The sequence below is a fragment of the Streptomyces odontomachicola genome (genome assembly GCF_039605595.1).
Lineage (GTDB): Bacteria > Actinomycetota > Actinomycetes > Streptomycetales > Streptomycetaceae > Streptomyces.
Map to the genome: position 1 here is coordinate 221,598 of NZ_JBCFOK010000011.1, position 16,984 is coordinate 238,581.

10 protein-coding genes are annotated in these 16,984 nt (G+C 72.5%); all 10 read right to left on the minus strand.

The window, feature by feature from the left end; genetic code table 11:
• Positions 1–264 precede the first annotated feature (264 nt).
• The 10 genes from ABEE00_RS21555 to ABEE00_RS21600 all read right to left on the minus strand — a co-directional run bounded on the left by ABEE00_RS21555 (position 265) and on the right by ABEE00_RS21600 (position 16,936).
• Positions 265–936 (minus strand): VC0807 family protein, encoded by a 672-nt coding sequence (locus tag ABEE00_RS21555; protein WP_345747243.1) that lies wholly within the window; start codon positions 934–936, stop codon positions 265–267.
• Positions 933–1,610 (minus strand): TetR/AcrR family transcriptional regulator, encoded by a 678-nt coding sequence (locus ABEE00_RS21560; protein WP_345747244.1) that lies wholly within the window; start codon positions 1,608–1,610, stop codon positions 933–935. The genes ABEE00_RS21555 and ABEE00_RS21560 overlap by 4 nt, the downstream gene beginning before the upstream one ends.
• Positions 1,611–1,946: 336 nt before the next feature.
• Entirely contained in the window at positions 1,947–3,836 is a 1,890-nt protein-coding gene (locus ABEE00_RS21565; RefSeq protein WP_345747245.1) for an AfsR/SARP family transcriptional regulator, read from the minus strand.
• A gap of 473 nt (positions 3,837–4,309) precedes the next feature.
• On the minus strand, positions 4,310–10,249 hold the full coding sequence (locus ABEE00_RS21570) for an amino acid adenylation domain-containing protein (protein ID WP_345747246.1): 5,940 nt from the start codon (positions 10,247–10,249) through the stop codon (positions 4,310–4,312).
• A gap of 53 nt (positions 10,250–10,302) precedes the next feature.
• Positions 10,303–11,097, minus strand: a complete 795-nt coding sequence (locus ABEE00_RS21575; RefSeq protein WP_345747247.1) for a thioesterase II family protein — start codon at positions 11,095–11,097, stop codon at positions 10,303–10,305.
• Positions 11,098–11,386: 289 nt separating this feature from the next.
• Positions 11,387–12,121, minus strand: a complete 735-nt coding sequence (locus ABEE00_RS21580; RefSeq protein ID WP_345747248.1) for a DUF4097 family beta strand repeat-containing protein — start codon at positions 12,119–12,121, stop codon at positions 11,387–11,389.
• Between the two features lie 2 nt (positions 12,122–12,123).
• The gene (locus tag ABEE00_RS21585; protein ID WP_345747249.1) at positions 12,124–14,439 is read right to left on the minus strand and encodes an MMPL family transporter; all 2,316 of its coding nucleotides are present in this window, start codon (positions 14,437–14,439) and stop codon (positions 12,124–12,126) included.
• A 375-nt stretch (positions 14,440–14,814) separates the two neighbouring features.
• Positions 14,815–15,072, minus strand: a complete 258-nt coding sequence (locus ABEE00_RS21590; protein ID WP_345747250.1) for a hypothetical protein — start codon at positions 15,070–15,072, stop codon at positions 14,815–14,817.
• Positions 15,073–15,080: 8 nt separating this feature from the next.
• Positions 15,081–15,521: an ArsR/SmtB family transcription factor gene (locus tag ABEE00_RS21595; RefSeq protein WP_451918635.1), complete on the minus strand. Its 441-nt coding sequence runs from the start codon at positions 15,519–15,521 to the stop codon at positions 15,081–15,083.
• Between the two features lie 50 nt (positions 15,522–15,571).
• Positions 15,572–16,936, minus strand: a complete 1,365-nt coding sequence (locus tag ABEE00_RS21600; protein WP_345747251.1) for an MFS transporter — start codon at positions 16,934–16,936, stop codon at positions 15,572–15,574.
• Between the last annotated feature and the right edge of the window lie 48 nt (positions 16,937–16,984).

A 16,984-nucleotide genomic window follows, 5' to 3' on the forward strand; every position in this document is an offset into this window, starting at 1 on the left:
CCCTCGGCAGCGCCCTGAACACCCTGCCAGACGATCATGCACTCTAGGGCCTCGGCCCGCCCCGTGTCCGACCGAGAGCGCACCGCTGCGTTGGCTGGGCGGCGACAACGCGACAACGCGGTCAGCCGTGGTGGGACCGGCTCGCCTTCGTCGCCGGTACGTCGGCCTACGTACTCCTGCGCCCCATGAAGCCACCCCGTTCGCGACGGAACGCGAGCGCAGTCCCCCACACCCGCGCCCACTCCGACCCCGGCACCCGCACCCCTACGCAGCCGAAGAAACCGCCCCCGCCCTCCGCCCACACCCCGACGTGATCCCCCACAGACCCGCCACCCGGTAGTAGACCCCGTTCACGAACTGGAGCAGAAGCAGCGTGACCGGCCAGAGCAGGCCGGCGACGGCGGGGGCCGCGTCGATCGGGAGCGTGTAGGCGATCACGATGCGCGCCGCGGCGTCGGCCAGTAAGGCGGCGCCCCAGATCGCCGTGGAGACGCGCCATATGCGGCGGAAGGACGGTTCGTTCTCCCACAGGGTCTCCCACGGCGTGCCGTCGGAGCGGAAGCGGCCCTCCAGCAGCGGGCGCGCGCCCAGGTACGCCAACGGGCGCGCCGTCCACACCGAGCCCAGGAAGCACAACCCGGCCACGGCCGTCACCCAACCGTCCCTGGCCAGCATGAACCTGGCTCCTCCGCCGATCAGCGAGACCAGCATCCCCAGCAGCATCACGCCCGCCATGAACGCCGCCATCCCCTCCAGCCGGCGGTCGCGCAGCCAGCACGCGCCCGCGGTCAGCACGGGCAGCACCGCACCGGCCAGCAGCGCGGCGAACGCACTCGCGCCGAGCCCGCGCAGCACGTAGAAGAGGGCGATCGGCGCACCCACGTCCCATATCAACTGGAGCAGCGGGCGGCGGGGGCGGCGGGCGCGGGCGGTCACGGCTCCCTCCGTGTGGCGAGCCGGGCCAGTTCCGTCAGTTCGCTGACGCCCTGCTCCAGGGTCAGACGCGGCGGGCGCGCCATGCGGACGATCGCCGCGTCGACAGCGGACTTCAGCGTCAGCGCCATCAGCCGCGTGTCGAACGCGCGGAATTCGCCGCTCTCCTGGCCGGCCCGCAGGATCGGTTCCAGGCCCTCGACGTTCGCGTGCGCCGTGGCCTCCGCGCCGTAGCGCAGTACGCCGTCCGCGTCCCGCTCGTTCAGGCAGATCTCGGTCATCGCCCGCACCGAGGACGGGTTGCGGGCGGCCCACTCCAACTGCGCCCCGAGCCGGGCCGTGAGCGCCCCGAGCGACGACGTCTCGCCCGCGACGCGCTGCGAGATCGCGCGGTACGCGCGCAGCCCCACCTCTTCCATTACGGCGTCCATCAACTCCCCCTTGGTGCCGAAGTGGTAGGAGATCAGCCGGGTGCTGGAGATCTCCGCCCGCTTCCTGATCCGCGCGAACGTCGTCTGCCCGTGGCCGCTCTCGGCCAGGGTCTCGATGGCCGCCTCCACGATCTGCGCCCGCCGCGCACTGGCGGCGAGCGACCGGCGCGGGCCGCCACCGGAGGCCCCTCCTGGAGTTCCGCCGGAGGCCCCGCCGGCCGTGTTCGCTCCCCCTGTTACTCGCATGAGTAATTCATTCCTCGGTCGAGTAATCCCCAAACCCGCCCGCCCGCACGCCAGTTGCCCGCCAGGCCGGCACGGCCCGGGCGAGCAGCCCCCGCGGTCGCGGAAGTCGCCGACGCCGGCGTCGAGGGGGTGCTCCGTGTACCGGTGGAAGCGCTCCCCGCGCCGGGCCGTACGGCGCGAGGCAGGTCGGGGTCGACGAACGGCGCGATGAGCGCGCCCGACACCCCGGCCCGCCGACCCGCGCCGCTGCTCCCAGCGGCGCTTGAGGGCGGGCCCGGCGAGCATGCAGGCCTCGCTGGAACCGGTGGTGGAGCGACCCAGAGCCGTGACGCCCTCTCACGCCGCCTGGAGCTGCTTGCCCCCGTTCGGCAGTGCCTCGGCGAACAGGAGGATCAGCGGCGGGAACTGGTACTTCGGCGTGCCGCAGAGTGTGGGTGTCGTGGTCATGAAGGAGGCGTCGACCAGATCCTCCAGCGCCCGTTCCGCCTGGAGCTCGGGAAGGCCCAGCGCCGCGCCGGCCGCCGACGCGGTGAAGGGGTCGCCGCCCAGCATGGATAACCAGGGGAAGACCTTGCGGGTACGGAGCGGGAGGTGCGCCAGCGCGGCGTTCAGCGCTTCGATCACGTCCAGGTCGCCGAGGCGCAGCTCCTCCAGGCGGCGGCCGGGGTCGGCGAGGCGGTGGGCGAGCTCGGCGACGGGCCAGTGCGGGCGCGAGGCCAGCCGGGCGCCGGCGATCCGCAGGGCCAGCGGCAGTCCGGCGCACTGGCGCACCACGGTCCTGGCCATCTCGTGCTCGGCGCGCACCCGCTGAGGGCCCGCTGTGGCCTCGAGTAACCGGAGGGACTCCTCCTCGGACATCGGCTCCAGCACGAGGGTGTGCGCGAGGGTGACGGAGGTGAGCCGCGTACGGCTGGTGATCAGGACGGCCGAGCCGCGGCCGCTGGGCAGCAGCGGGCCGAGCTGCGCGTCGCCGACGGCGTTGTCCAGCAGGAGGAACAGGCGCTTGCCGGCCGTACGGGTGCGGTACAGGCGCACCAGCTCCTCCGTGTCCTCGGCCAGCGCGGAGAATCCGGCGTGGTCCGTGGAGACTCTGGGCTCACCCAGGGTGCGCAGCAGTCGGACCAGGACCTCGCTGGGGGTCTTGGCGCGCCCGTCGGGGTGCGTCAGGTCGGCGTGCAACTGGCCGTCCGCATAGTGCGGCGCGACGATGTGCGCGGCGTGGACGGCAAGGCAGGACTTGCCGCTCCCTGTCATGCCGGTGACCAGGGCGCGGGCGGGCTGCGCGAAGGCGGGCCCCGACGCGGACTCCGAAGCGTGCTCCGGGGCGTCCTCCCAGGCCGCGTCGCCCCGTCCGTCCCGCTCGCCCCGTCCGTCCTGCTCGCCTCGCTCGTCCCGCGCGCGCCGCGGAAGCAGCATGGCCGTCAGGGCGGTGAGTTCGCGGGTGCGGCCGGTGAAGGGGACGGTGTCCGGCGGGAGGGTGTTGGGAGCCATGGCGGGCTCCCTGGCACCGGCCTCCTCGCCCATCTCGCCGCGCAGCATCGCCTCGTACGCTGCGCGGAGTTCGGGTCCCGGGTCGACGCCCATCTGCTCGGCGAGCGCGGTGCGGCCGTCGTGGTAGGCCCGCACCGCCTCCGACTGCCGGCCGCACCGGTACAGCGTGGTGATGAGCTGCGCGCGCAGCCTCTCGTGCAGCGGGAAGCGGGCGACCAGGCCGACGAGTTCGGCGCAGATCTGGTGGTGGCGGCCGAGCGCGAGGTCGGCCTCGATGCGGTGCTCCAGCGCCGTGAGGCGGGCGGCCTCCAGGCGCGGCACCTCGACGTCCTGGAGGTGCTCGGTGGCGTACTCCAGCGGCTCGCCCTGCCACAGCGCGATGCCCTCGCCGAGATAGCGGCTGGCCGAGGCGTAGTCGCACTGGCCCAGGGCCCGCTGGCCGAGCGCGGTGAGGCGCTCGAATTCGAAGACGTCGACGCGGCTGGAGGGCGCGTCGAGCACGTACCCGGGGCCTTGGCGGGCGATGTCCACCTCGGGGCCCAGGTGTTTCCTGAGCCGGGATACGTACGTGTAGATCTGGGAGTTGAGGGTGGACGGCGGGGTGTGGCCCCACAGCATCTCGCTGAGGCGGGAGTCGGAGACCACCCGGCCGCGCGCGAGCAGGAGCTGGGCCAGCACGGTGCGGATCTTCGAACCGGAAAGCGGGACTTCCGATTCCCGTCGCTGCGCCGTCACGGGTCCGAGAAGACGGAATTCTATGGCAGCTGTTTCAATATTCATGACGGAAGGTTCTGGCGTACCAAGCACTGGAGCCGGACGACGGTGAAAGTCGAATGCCCGGCGGGAACGGGAAACTGAGGAAGACGGGGCCGGAAAACGGAACGGTGCGGCCGCATTCAGGTGGACGCGGAACAGCGGAAGAGTGGTCGCGTCGACCTCAGAGGAATCAGTGCACATGACATGGTTCGCCCCCTAGTTATGAACTTTTGTGCTGCCGCGGACCCTGCGCACCCGCCCTCGATCCCCGTGGGGCGCGGTCGCTGCCGCGGAAAGATTTCTCAGCGCACCGGTACACCCGATGCGCCGGTCACCCTAGCAGAAAACTCATGCAAACTTCACAGAACCGAGTTTTCTATGATCTTTCCGTGCGGGGTGGAGCGGAATCGCTCCACCCCGGGTGCATTCCGGAATCAACCGCGTACGCAGCGTCAGTATCCGCCCCACTGGCTGAGCAGAGTCGCCTTCTCCTCCTGCTCCATCAAATCGATGCTGTGCACCGGCACTTCGAGATCGCCGGTGAGGGCGCGCAGGACGGTGAGGCTGCGGTCGAGGTACTTCTGCGCCTCTTCGCGGCCGAGGACGTCGGGGCGGTATCCGAGCCGGAGTTCCAGCGACCCGTCGGTCTGCGGCACCGCCACCAGGCGCAGCGGATAGTGCGTCGCGTCGAGCACGTCGATTCCCGTGAGGCGGGTCTCCGCCAGGCCGCCGGAGAGCGCCTCCAGGTCGAGCGGGTAGTTCACCAGCATCGTGGTGGTGTCGAAGAGCTGGTCTGTGCCGGCCAGCCGCTGGATGCGGCCCAGGCCCAGGTGCTGATGGTCCAGCAGTTCCGACTGGGCGCTCTGGAGGGCGCGCAGGGTGTCCAGCAGCGAGTCCCCGGCCCCGAGGCGCACGCGGACCGGCACCGTGTTGGTGAACAGCCCCACCATGCGCTCCATGCTGGGCAGTTCGGCCGGGCGCCCGGAGACGCTGGTGCCGAACACGATGTCCTCGCGCCCCGTCGCGCGGCTGAGCACCAGGCCCCACACGAACGCCAGCGCCGTGTTGAAGGTGATGCCGTGCGGGCGTATGCGCTCGTTCAGCGCGCGCATCTCCGACGCCTGGAGCTCGCCCGGGATGCGGACGTGCAGCACCGCGGGCAGGTTCCGCGCCTCGGGGGCGATGAGCAGGGGCCCCTCCAGGCCGCGCAGTTCGCGGCCCCAGGCCGCCTCGGCCGCGCTCACGTCGTACTCCGCCAGCCACTCCAGGTGGTTCCTGTGCGGTACGGGGCGGGGCAGCTGGCTCCCGCTGGCGTCCGACCAGAGCGTGAACAGCTCGCCGACCACGATCGGCGTGGACCAGCCGTCCCACACGATGTGATGCGCCGTCAGCAGCAGCCGGTGGCGGTCGGGCCCGAAGCGCACCAGGGTCATGCGCAGCAGCGGCGGGCTGCTCAGGTCGAAGCGTCGTACCCGCTCCTGCTGGGCGGTGCGCTCGGCCTGCTCCTCGGCCCGCTCCCCTTCCAGGTCCGAGACGTCGACCAGCGAGAACGGCAACTCGACCGCGCCGTGCACCACTTGCACAGCGCGTCCCGAGTCGGTGTGGAATCCCGTACGCAGTCCGGTGTGGCGGGCGAGGAGGTGCTCGCCCGCGGTGCGCAGGGCCGCGACGTCCAGCGGTCCTGCGAAGTCCATGCGGACCTGGCAGGTGTAGACGTCCACCCCGTCCTCCCCCGCTTCCAGCGCGTGGAAGAGGAAGCCCTCCTGGAGCGCGGTGACCGGGAGGATGTCCTGCAAGCCGGGCACCCGGGCCTCCAGGCGCTCGATCTCCGCCTGCCCGAGGGCGACCAGGGGCAGGTCGGACGGGGTGCGCCCGCCGGCGTCCGGCCGCCGGTCCAGGTCGGCGACCTGCTCCAGTTCACGCAGCCAGAGCTGCTTGAGCTCCTCGACCTCGTCCTCGGTGAACACGCCCTCGGGGGTGGTCCACAGCGCCTGGAGTTCGGGGCCTGCCGCGGTGCGCCGCTGCTCGGCGTTGATCTCCAGCGCGTGCGTGAGCGGCATCCGCGGGTCGGCGCCGTGCGGCAGCACGTCGGTGGCGCGCACCTGCAGCCAGCCCTCGCCCACGCCGCCGGTGACCCGGCCCAGGTAGTTGAACAGCACCTGCGGGCGCGGCGCCCCGGTCAGCCGGTCCCGGCCCACCGGGTCGTAGCGGCGCAGCATGCCGAAGCCGGTGCCGTCGTGCGGCGCCTCCCGCAGCTCCTCCTTGACCTGCTTGACGGCGGAGGACACGCTTTCGCCGGTCCCCGTCAGCCGTACGGGGTGGATGCTGGTGAACCACCCCACGGTGCGCGAGAGGTCGAGGTCCGTGGCGGTGTCGCGGCCGTGTCCCTCCAGGTCGACCAGCACCGGCGCGTCCTGCTGCCCGTGCCGCGTACGCCAGGTGGCGACGGCGCGGGCCAGTGCGGTCAGCATCAGGTCGTCCACCCCGGCGTGGAAGGCGGCCGACAGGCGCAGCAGCGCCTCGGTGAGCTGCCCCGGCACCGCCACGCGGGTGTGCCTGGCCGTGCTGTACAGGTCGCGCGCGGGGTCCAACGGGCGCCCGCCCAGCAGGGGTTCGGCCACGTCCAGGATGCGGGTCCAGTGCTCCAGCTCGTGCCGGTAGGCGCCGGAGGCGGCCCGCTCGGCCTCGGCCTTGGCCCAGGTGCGGTACGAGACGGGTACGGGGGCGAGGTGGGGCCTGCGTCCCTCGACCGCTGCGTGCGCGGCGGCCGACAGCTCGGGCAGCAGCACCCGCCACGACACTCCGTCGACCACCAGGTGGTGGATGCACAGCAGGAGTTGGTCGGGCTGCCGGTGCCGGCCGGTGACGCGTACGGCCTGCACGTTGATGCCGCGCTCCGGGTCGAGCCTGCCGGCGGCCGCCGTGCCGGCCTCGGCCAGCGCGACGGGCCACTCCGGCTGGAGCAGTCCGCCCAGGTCGACGTCGCGCAGCAGCGGGCCGGCGTCGACGGCGCCGGGCGGCGGGGTGTCGAACCACGGGGTGCCCTCTTCGTCCCGCGCGAGGCGGGCCCTGAGGAGGTCGTGCTGGTCGAGTACGGCCTGGAGCGCGGTGCGCAGTGCCTCGTCGTCGAGGTGTACGGGGAGTTCGACCAGCACCGTCTGGTGGAAGGCGCCGAACTCCCGCGCGCGTTCGGCCAGTCCGAGGGCGACCGGGGTGAGCGGGGCGACGCCCAGCGCCTCGGTGCGGTCCTCGGCGGCGTCCTTGCCGTCCAGCGGGCGCGCCACCCGGGCCAGGCCCTCGGCGGTGCGCTGCCGGAACACGTCCCGCGCGCCGATCGCCCAGCCCTCGTCGCGGGCCAGGGCGACCACGCGCAGCGCCAGGATGCTGTCGCCGCCCAGGTCGAAGAAGCTCTCGTCGGCGCTGACGTGCTCCAGGCCGAGCACCCGCGCGATGGCGGAGACGAAGACCTCCTCCACGGCGGTCGCCGCCTCGCGCCCCTCGCCGGCCGCCACGTCGGGCTCGGGCAGGGCCGCGCGGTCCACCTTGCCGTTCGGCGTCAGCGGCACCGCCTCCAGCGGCACGAGGACGGCCGGGACCATGAACTCCGGCACGGCGGCGGCGAGTTCTTCGCGTACGGCGGCCATGTCCAGGGACGCGCCCGCCTCCGGGACCACATAGCCCACCAGGCGCTTGACGCCGGGACGGTCCTCGCGGGCCACGACGACGGCCTGCGAGACCCCGGCGCAGCCGGTCAGCGCCGACTCCACCTCGCCGGGCTCGATGCGGAAGCCGCGTACCTTCACCTGGTCGTCGGCGCGCCCCAGGTACTCCAGCACGCCGTCGGCACGCCAGCGCGCCGTGTCGCCGGTGCGGTACATGCGCCGCCCCGGCCAGAAGGGGCAGGGCACGAAGCGCTCGGCGGTCAGCCCGCCGCGGCCCGCATAGCCCCGTGCGAGCCCGTCACCCGCGACGTACAGCTCGCCCTCGGTGCCCGCGGGGACCGGCTGGAGCTGGTCGTCGAGCACGTACACCCGCGAGTTGTCCATCGGGGAGCCGATGGGCGGCAGGTCGTCGATCTGTTCCTCGAAGGAGAACAGCGCGGCGAAGGTGGTCGTCTCGGTGGGCCCGTAGCCGTTGAGCAGCGTCAGCCGCGGGCAGGCGGCGCGCACCCGGCGCAGCACGGCCGGGGAGAGCGCCTCGCCGCCGGCGATGACGGCCCGCATGCCGCGGTAGGCGGCCGGGTCCTCGGCGGCGATCAGGTTGAACAGGGCCGCGGTCAGGAAGGTGCTGGTCACCCCGTGGCGGCGGACCAGGTCGCGCAGGGACGCCGCGTCGAGCGCCGACGGCGGGGCGACGACCACCCGGCCGCCGTTGAGCAGCGGCACCCACATCTCGTAGACGGAGGCGTCGAAGGCGTGCGGGGAGTGCATGAGCAGCCGCTCGTGCGCGCCGTCGCGCCAGCGCCGGTCGGCGGCGAAGGCGACCACGTCGCGCTGTGCCACGGCCACGCCCTTGGGGGTGCCGGTGGATCCCGAGGTGTAGATGACGTACGCCAACTGCTCTCCGTACACCTCCCGTCGGAGGTTTCCGGGGTCGCTCTCCTCGCCGGGTGCGGGGACCCGTACGACGTCCTCGGGGTCGAGGAAGTGCAGCTCGTCGTCCGGGCGGTCGGTGATCAGGAGGGCGGCTCCGGCGTCGCCGAGCACCCACTTCATGCGCTCCGCCGGATAGCCCGCGTGCAGGGGTACGTAGTGTCCGCCGGCCTTGAGGATGGCGAGGGTGGCCACCAGCACGGCGCTGGAGCGCTCCAGCAGGACGCCGACCGCGCTCTCGCCGGTCACGCCGGCCGCTTCCATGCGGCGTGCGAGGCGGTGCGCGAGGCGGTTGGCCCCGGCGTTGAGCTGACGGTAGGTCAGCTCGCGTTCGCCCTCGACGACGGCGACGGCGTCCGGGGTGGCCGCAGCCTGCGCCTCGAAGCGGGCGGCGAGGGTGTCGGCCGGGTACTGCGTGCGGTTCCACTCGACCAGGACGCGGTGCAGCTCCTCGGGCGAGGGCAGCGCGAACTCGCGCAGCGGGCGGTCGGGCCCGGCGACGGCCGCGCGCAGGAAGCGGGTGAAGCGCTCCTGGTAGCGGCCCAGGTCGGCGCGGGTGTAGTGCGCGGGGTTGCCGTCGAGGTCGAAGCGCAGGCCGCTGCCGTCGTTGCGGTCGTAGACCGCGAAGGACAGGTCCTCGATCAGGCCGAGCGAGAGGTTGTGCGCGACGGCCCTGCTGCCGCCGAAGCGCAGCTGGTAATCGAAGTCCATGATGTTCACGACCGGGCGCACCACGCCGCCGTCCTGCCCGCCGCGGCCCAGGTCGCGCTGCACGTCCTCGTGCCGGCAGCGCTGGTGCCGCAGCGCGAGCCGCGCCTCCTTGGCCACCTTCGGTACGAGGTCGCGCAGGCTGTCACCGGGCGCCACCTCGATGCGCAGCGACACGACGTTGGCGAACATCATGGGCGTGCTGCGCAGTTCGGCGCTGGTGCGGGCGGTGACCGGCAGGCCGAGCACGACCTCGCGGGCGCCCGTCTCGCGGTGCAGGAAGGCGGCGGTCACGGCGATCAGCAGGAGCGGCCACCGGGTGCGGCACGCGCGCGCGACCTCCGCGAGCTCACCGGTGAACTCCACCGGCCACTCGCTCGCCAGGCGCACGACGGAGGCGCCGGGGTCGGCGGGGCCCGGACCGTGGGTGGCGGTCCTGTGGTGCATCAGCACCGGCTCGGGAGCGTCGGCCAAGCGCTCGGCCCAGTACGCCCGGTCGGCCGCCGCCTTCTCGCCGGCCCGGTATTCGGCGTCCTCCTCCACCAGGCGCTCCAGCGCGACGAACGACTCGGGCCGCTCGGCCGCGGGGTCGAGCAGCGCCGTGTACTCGGCGGCGATCTTGCGGCTGACCAGCGAGCCGCCGTAGCCGTCGACGAGGATGTGGTGGACGCGCTGGTAGTAGAAGTACCGCTCGGCGCCCACGCGGTAGAGCACCCACGTGGTCAGCCCGCCGCCCGCTGCCAGGTCGATGGGCCGGGTCAGGTCGCGCCCCATCAGGGCGCGCGCCTCCGCCTCGGGGTCCGCATGCCCGCGCAGGTCCACGCAGCGCAGCTCGCTCTCGGCGCGGTCGCCCAGGAGCTGCCGGACCGTGCCGTCGGGCCGCTCCTCGATGCGCAGCACCCGCAGGGCGTCGGCCTGCTCGATCAGGTTGCGCCACGCCTGGCGGAAGACCTCCAGGTCGAGGGGCCCCGATATCTCCAGGTACTCGGAGATGTTGAACGCGTGACCCGTGCTCTCCAGGCCGTGCGCGAACCAGATGCCCCGCTGCGCGCCGGACAGTGGCAGCCAGCGCTCGCTCGCCGCTTCGGACATGTGCTTACCCCCGTGCTCGTGCCAGGTTTCGTGGACGGTCGGCAACGCGCCGCTCATTCCGGGCGCTGCGCCCCGGCGGCGAGGCCGGGCAGATCAGCCGTCAGATAGCGCGTCAGCAGCGCCGTGAGCTCCTCGGCCGCCGTCTCCAGATAGAAGTGGCCGCCCGGCAGTGTCTCCACGCTCAGCCCGCCCACCGTGTGCCGTGCCCACTCGCGGGCCTCACGCGGGGTGCAGGCCGCGTCGTCCGCCCCGCACACCACGGTGACGGGGCAGGTCAGCGGGGCGTCGGCGGCGCAGCGGTAGTCCGCGAGCATGCGGAAGTCGGCGCGCAGGATGTGCACCGCCATGGCGCGCAGGTCGGGGTCGTCCAGCATCGTGCTGCCCTGGCCGCCGAGCGAGCGCACGTAGGCGAGCGCGTCCTCGTCGGTCGCGAAGGTCACCGCGGCGCTCACCGGCGCGTGCGGTGCCCTGCGCGCCGAGGCGAACAGCCGCACCGGGGCGCCGGGGTGGGTGGCGCGCAGCCGCCGGGCGACCTCGAAGGCGACGGTGGCGCCCATGCTGTGCCCGAACAGGGCCGTGGGGCGGTCGAGTCCGCCGGCCACGACCTCGGTGATCCGGTCGGCCAGCTCGTCCAGTGAGGCCGGCACCGGCTCCCCGAAGCGGTCCTGCCGCCCCGGGTACTGCACCGCCGTGACCTCCAGCGCCTCCGGAGCGCTCTGCGCGACGTCGCGGAAGGCGGTGGCGCTTCCGCCCGCGTGGGGGAAGCAGATCAGCCGCGCGTGCGCGGCGGGACGCGGGCTGTAGACCCGCAGCCACTCACTCGGTGCGAGGGCTTTGACGGTAGACATGGGCGCGGCGACTCCCTGCTTGCGACCCGGCGTTGGACGGTCGGACGGCAATTCCGTCCGACCGCACCGTGCCGCACCCGCCTATACTTTCTCCACATCTCCCCCATTCCCCGCATGAGTCGGACACGGGACCGGGGCACGGCCACCGGCGGCGAGCACGGACGTCGTACGTACGCCCCGGCGCCCCTCCCGGCGGAAGCCCGAACGAAGCCGGAACGAAGCTCGAACGCGCAAGGCCCGCCGCGCGGTTGCGCGGCGGGCCTTGTGTGCGGTGCTCAGCGGCTCGGCGTCAGGCGGCGCTCACCGTCACGTCGCCGCCCTCGGTGCGGGCCTCGATGGAGTGGGAGGACTTGGCGTCCTTCTCGACCTCCACCTTCTCCTCGCCGCCCTCGGTGCCGCCGTCGACCGCGTAGGCGCCCTTGGGCACTGTGATGTCCGCGTCGCCTCCCTCGGTGGTGGCGCGCACGCTGTCGGGTGCGTCGCGGAACGCCAGCTCGACGTCGCCGCCCTTCGTGGTGGCCTCGGTCTGCTTGCTGCGCAGGTCCTTGAGCTTCACCGAGCCGCCCTCGGTGGCCACGGCGACGTCGCCCGAGGCGCCGCGCACCTCGACGTCCCCGCCGTCCGTGTCCAGTTGGAGCTTCAGCGAGGCGGGTACGGCGATCTCGTAGTCGATCGCGCAGTTGCCCTTGCCGCAGCCCTTGTCGCTGATGCTGACGACGCCGCCGCTGGTGGAGTGCGAGGACTGCGGCTTGTCGTCGGAGTAGCGGATCTTCTCCTTGACCCGGACGGTGTCGTCGCCCGAGGCGGTGACCCTGATGTCGCCGCCCGCGGTCCTCATGTGCAGCGCGGTGGCCTTCTCCTTGATGTCGTAGCTGCGCTCGCTGGTCTTCTTGTCGTCGCTGGCCGGCGCCTCGCAGGCGCTCAGGACGAGGGCGGCGGCAGCGGCAGCGACCGCGCACCGCGCCAGCTTCCCCGTGGCCGGCTTCCGGGTGGGGGGAACGGTCTTCCGGTGGTCCGCATTCATGGTCAGTGCTTCCTGGTGAGAGTGAGGGAATCGCCGGACTCGGCGCCGGAGGGGGACGGCGCCCCGGACGAGGCGTCCGGGGAGGGCGCGGCGGCCGCGGGGCGCTTGCCCCAGGCCCGCTCGCCCAGCAGCGTCAGCGCCGCCGGGAGGAGCACGCCGCGTACGAGGGTGGCGTCGATCAGGATGGCCGCGGCCATGCCGACGCCGAGCATCTTGAACTCGACCGCGCTGAGCGTGGCGAACAGCGCGAACACAGCGATCATCACGGCTGCGGCGCTGGTGATGACGCCGGCGCTGCCCGCGACGCCGCGTACCACCGCCGTCCTGGCGTCCTCGCCGTTGCGCCAGCGCTCGCGGATCCGGCTGAGGATGAAGACGTGGTAGTCCATGCTCAGGCCGAAGAGGATGGCGAACATGAACAGCGGCAGCCAGTTGACCACGCCCCCGCTGGACTGGAAGTTGAGCAGCCCCGCGAGGTGGCCGTCCTGGAAGCCGAGCACCACCACGCCGTAGGCGGCGCCGATGGACAGCAGGTTGAGGATCACCGAGACCACGGCGACCAGCGGCGCGCGGAAGGCGAGGATCAGGGTCACCAGCGCCAGCAGCAGCACGAAGCCGATCACCCAGAGCTGCCGCTGCTCCAGCACGTCAGCGAGGTCCTGCTTGCCCGCGACCTCGCCGGTCGTGGCGTAGTGCAGCCCCTCGGTGCCCTCGAAGGCCTGCGGGAGCACGTCGCGGCGCAGGGAGTGGAGCGCCTGCGTGGACTTCGCGTCGGTGCCCTTGCCGGCCAGCGGAACGCTGATGCTCAGCACCTTGTCGACCTTCTGCGCGGTGATGGGCTCGCCCAGCAGGTCGCTCTCGGCCGCCTTCTGACGCAGCACCTCGACGACCTTGTCGGCCTCGCCGGTCGTGGCGCCCTCGCCCCACACGACGACCTGCGCCGGGGAGGCGCCGCCGGGGAACGCCTGCTGGAGCCGGATGCCGGCGTCCACCGTGTCGATGCTGCGCGGCAGGGAGTTGAGCGACCCCGGCTCGCTGAGCTTGAGGTGCAGCGCGGGCACCGACAGGGCGCCGAGCGCCAGCAGGGCGACGCCGCCCAGCAGCAGCGGCCTGCGCACCACGGCGCGTGCCGTCGCGGCCCAGCTCCGGGACTCGGTGGCCTGGGTGCGGCGCCGGCCGAGGAAGGGCAGGCGCAGCGCGTCGACCCTGCGGCCCAGCAGGGCGAGCATCGCGGGCAGTACGGTCACCGAGCCGAGCACGGCCAGGCCGACGACCACGATGGTGCCCATGGCCATGCCGTTGAAGACGTCCACGCCGACGATGAGCAGCCCGCACATGGACAGCATCACGGTCAGGCCGGAGACGATCACCGCGTGGCCCGAGGTGCGGGCGCTGATGCGCAGTGCCTCCTTGGGGAGCTTGCCTGCGGCCCGCTCCTCGCGCTCGCGCCGCAGGTAGAAGAGCGAGTAGTCCACGCCGACGGCCATGCCGATGAGCAGCACCACCGAGGAGACGGTGCTGTTGGCGGGGATGACGGTGCCGATCACGGAGACCACGCCGAGGGCCGCGGCCACCGCGCTCACCGCGAGCAGGACCGGTACGGAGGCGGCGACCAGGGCGCCGAAGACGACGAGCAGGATGACCAGGGTCACCGGCAGCGAGAGCATCTCCGCCTGGCCCAGGTCCTTGTCGGCCGCGTCGCTGATGGCGACGTCGAGGGAGAGCTCACCTGCCATCGCCACACGGGCGTCGGGGTGTTGCTTCTGCAGCTCCTCGACCTTGTCCTCGAGGGCGAAGAGCCGCTTGTCGGCGTCGGGGCCCGCGGGGCCCGGTATGACGGCGGTGACCAGCCCGCTCTTGCCGTCCTTGGAGATGAGCTGCTTCGCCGCCTCGGGGCTGTCGCCGGGGGCGGCCACGTCCTTCACCACGCCGCTGTCGGCGCGCAGTTGGGCGGCCACGTCCTTCGCCACGGCTTCGAGCTTCGCGTTGCCCTGTAAGGGCTGGGCGCGGTGCTTGTCCTCGATGAGGATGTTCTCGCGGAAGTTGACGTCCTTCTTGTCCTGCTCCCGCATGATGCGCTGGCCGCGCCCCGACTCGCCCGCGTCGGAGGTCTTGGCGCCGCTCCCGGCCGCGCCGCCGGCCACCACGCACACGACGACCAGCAGGAACCAGCCGAGAATGGTCTTCTTCGCGTGCCGGGCCGACCAGCCGGCCACCCGCTCGGTGAGCGGGTGCCGTTCGCTCCTGCCCTCCTCGGGCGGCGCTCCGGACGGAGACGTGCCCGTTCGGGCAGTTCCCGACGGTGGCGTGTTCGACATAGGGTTCCCCTGCCTTGGAAGTGCGTTTCGGGGAGCCTCCGGGCCGGTTCACCGCTCGGCGCCACGTGGCTCACTCCGGATGAGAACGCCCGTCTTCCCCGGCTCACGAGGTGTGCGAGACCTCGCCGGGTACGGGCGGTGGTTCAGCCCCGAGGGGCACGTGCTTCTCGCGCGCCGCGCCGCGGGTTGCCGCCCGGGGCGCGGTGGTGCGCGCAGTGCTGATGGTGCGGTGGTGCGGGTTGTGCGCGTAGTGCGGTGGTGCGGGATCGCGGCGCGCATGATGCGCGTACCGCGGTCGTTCAGTGGTGGATCGTCACGCGGGGCCCGGGGCCTGCTCGGCCCGGCCGCTCGCGGGGTGGCGCCCGTGGCGCCCGATCACTCGATCTCGCGCATCATGCGCTCCATCGAGGACACCGACTTCTGCGCCGCGCTCAGCTCCTCGTTCATGCGCCGCTGGATCTCGACGTTGTCCTCGAGCAACTGCGCGTACTTCTGCGCCAGTTCCTTGTACTGCTCTTCACGAGCGGCGATCATGCGGGCACGCCAGGTCGCGGCGATCTGCCAGACGAGCACCGTCAGCAGCACGAACAGTCCCCCGGCGCCGATCATCCCGACGAGCGCGGTGTCATCCATGGCGAGCGTCACGACCCCTTCCCCCTTCGGACGCCCTCGGGGAGGGCTCCGTCCCGATCCTTCACGATCTGCTCTTGTACTCCCTCGGTCAGCGCCGGCTTCTCGCCGTCGTCGACCTGTGCCGGCTGCGCGCCCTCGTCGGTGAGCGTCAGCGCCGCCTCGGCCACGCGCTCCGGCGTCAACACGTATGCGAACGGCTCGACTTCGAAGTACCGCATGGCCTTTCCCCCCTCCGACACTTCCAACGTGCCGACGATCAGGCCCGATGCCTCCAGGCGCTTGAGATGCATGTGCAGCAGCGTGCGGCTCATGCCGATTTCCCGGGCCAGCTGACTGACGTAGTTACGCCCGTGAGCCAGCGCCGCGATGATCCGCATCCGGTGCGGATTCCCCAGTGCCGACATGACTTGCAGGAACTCGTCACCGGAGGGAGTCGGGTCGCCTGACACAGCTCCCCCTTTCACGTGTCAGGAAACTCTGACACACAAAGAGGGACGTGTCAAAGATTTTTGACAGGCCGGACATCGGAGACACCGCCTCCGGTTTCACCGTCCTCGGAGCCGCAGCCCGCACCGGACTCGCCGCCCGCCTCAGACCCGCTGCCCGCCTCCGAAATCCCGTCCGCCCTGCGGATGGTGGGCGAAGCGAGCGCGAGCAGCGTCAGCACCGCCATGCCGGCCGCGACGCCCGTCATGGTCCCGACCCCGCCGAAGAAGCCCAGCACCACGCCGCCGACCAGCGCGCCGAGGGAGTTGAGACCCGAGCTGACCAGGCCCATGACGCTGCTCACGCGGCCCTGCAACTCATCGGGCGTCACGGTGACTTGGTAGACGCCCGCCGCGACGTTGAGCAGTGCGCCGGCCCAGCTCGCGCCGCCGCTCACCAGCCCGAGCGCGACGGGGTGGCCGAGCACCGCGAGGGAGCCCATCAGCGCCGTCCACAGGCCCAGCGCCAGGAACAGGATGTGCTGGATCCGCAGCCGCCGCATGAACCAGGACGCCGTGAGCGCCCCGATGATGCCGCCCACGCCGCCCAACAGGCCCACGGCGCCCACCATGTACGCCGGGTGGCCGCCCTCCTTCACGATCACCACCATCGCGAGGGCCATCACCTGGAAGGCGATGTTGCTCCCGCTGATGACCAACAGGGCCGCGCGCAGGAACCGTTGCCGCCACATCCAGCGCAGCCCGGCGCCTATCTCCTTGCGCAGCGCCCTGGGCGTGCCCTTCCGCGCGCCCTCGAAGCTCTGACGCAGCGTCAGCATGGTGCACAGGCCCGTGACATGGGTGACCGTGGCGGCCAGGAACGGCGCCCATCGCGCGAGCGAGAACAGTCCCGCGCCCATGGGGTGGCCGAGCAGCCCGGCGGTGTGCCCGCGCGCCTCGTTCTGCGAGAGCGCCTGGGAGAGGTGGGTGGGGTGGACGACGTGCCGTACGGCCGCCCGCTCGGCCAGCCGGTAGAAGATGACCGCGCCGCCCTCCAGGAAGGCGACGAGCATCACGTGGCCGACCCACAGCTTGCCCAGCACCAGCGCCACGACGAGCGAGGCCATGCCCAGCAGCCCGGTCAGGTCGCAGACCATCATGGTCCGGCGCCGGTTCCACCGGTCGATGAGCGCACCGGCGGGCAGTACGAGGAGGAGCTGCGGCAGCAGAGCGGCGAAGGCGACGAGCCCCGCGTGCGCGGGCAGCCCGGTGCTCCACAGCATCAGCAGCGGGTACGCGGCCGTGGCGGACCGCACGCCCAGCATGGAGACACCCGCCCCGGCCCACAGTTTGCGGAAGGCGCGGTTGCGGCGCAGGGGCGGCGGCGGTGCGGGTGCCGGGTCGGCTTCGGGTGTTTCTGCTGGTCCAACGCTGGTCAAGGTGGCGGTCCTCACGTGGAAGGGCGGCCCGGCCGTACGTGGCCGGGC

What these genes read in the sequence shown, in the direction of transcription:
- ABEE00_RS21575 (WP_345747247.1), bottom strand. Translation starts at nt 11,097, where the DNA reads ATGTCTACCGTCAAAGCCCTCGCACCGAGTGAGTGGCTGCGGGTCTAC.
- ABEE00_RS21585 (WP_345747249.1), bottom strand. Translation starts at nt 14,439, where the DNA reads ATGTCGAACACGCCACCGTCGGGAACTGCCCGAACGGGCACGTCTCCG.
- ABEE00_RS21560 (WP_345747244.1), bottom strand. Translation starts at nt 1,610, where the DNA reads ATGCGAGTAACAGGGGGAGCGAACACGGCCGGCGGGGCCTCCGGCGGA.
- ABEE00_RS21570 (WP_345747246.1), bottom strand. Translation starts at nt 10,249, where the DNA reads ATGTCCGAAGCGGCGAGCGAGCGCTGGCTGCCACTGTCCGGCGCGCAG.
- ABEE00_RS21580 (WP_345747248.1), bottom strand. Translation starts at nt 12,121, where the DNA reads ATGAATGCGGACCACCGGAAGACCGTTCCCCCCACCCGGAAGCCGGCC.
- ABEE00_RS21590 (WP_345747250.1), bottom strand. Translation starts at nt 15,072, where the DNA reads ATGGATGACACCGCGCTCGTCGGGATGATCGGCGCCGGGGGACTGTTC.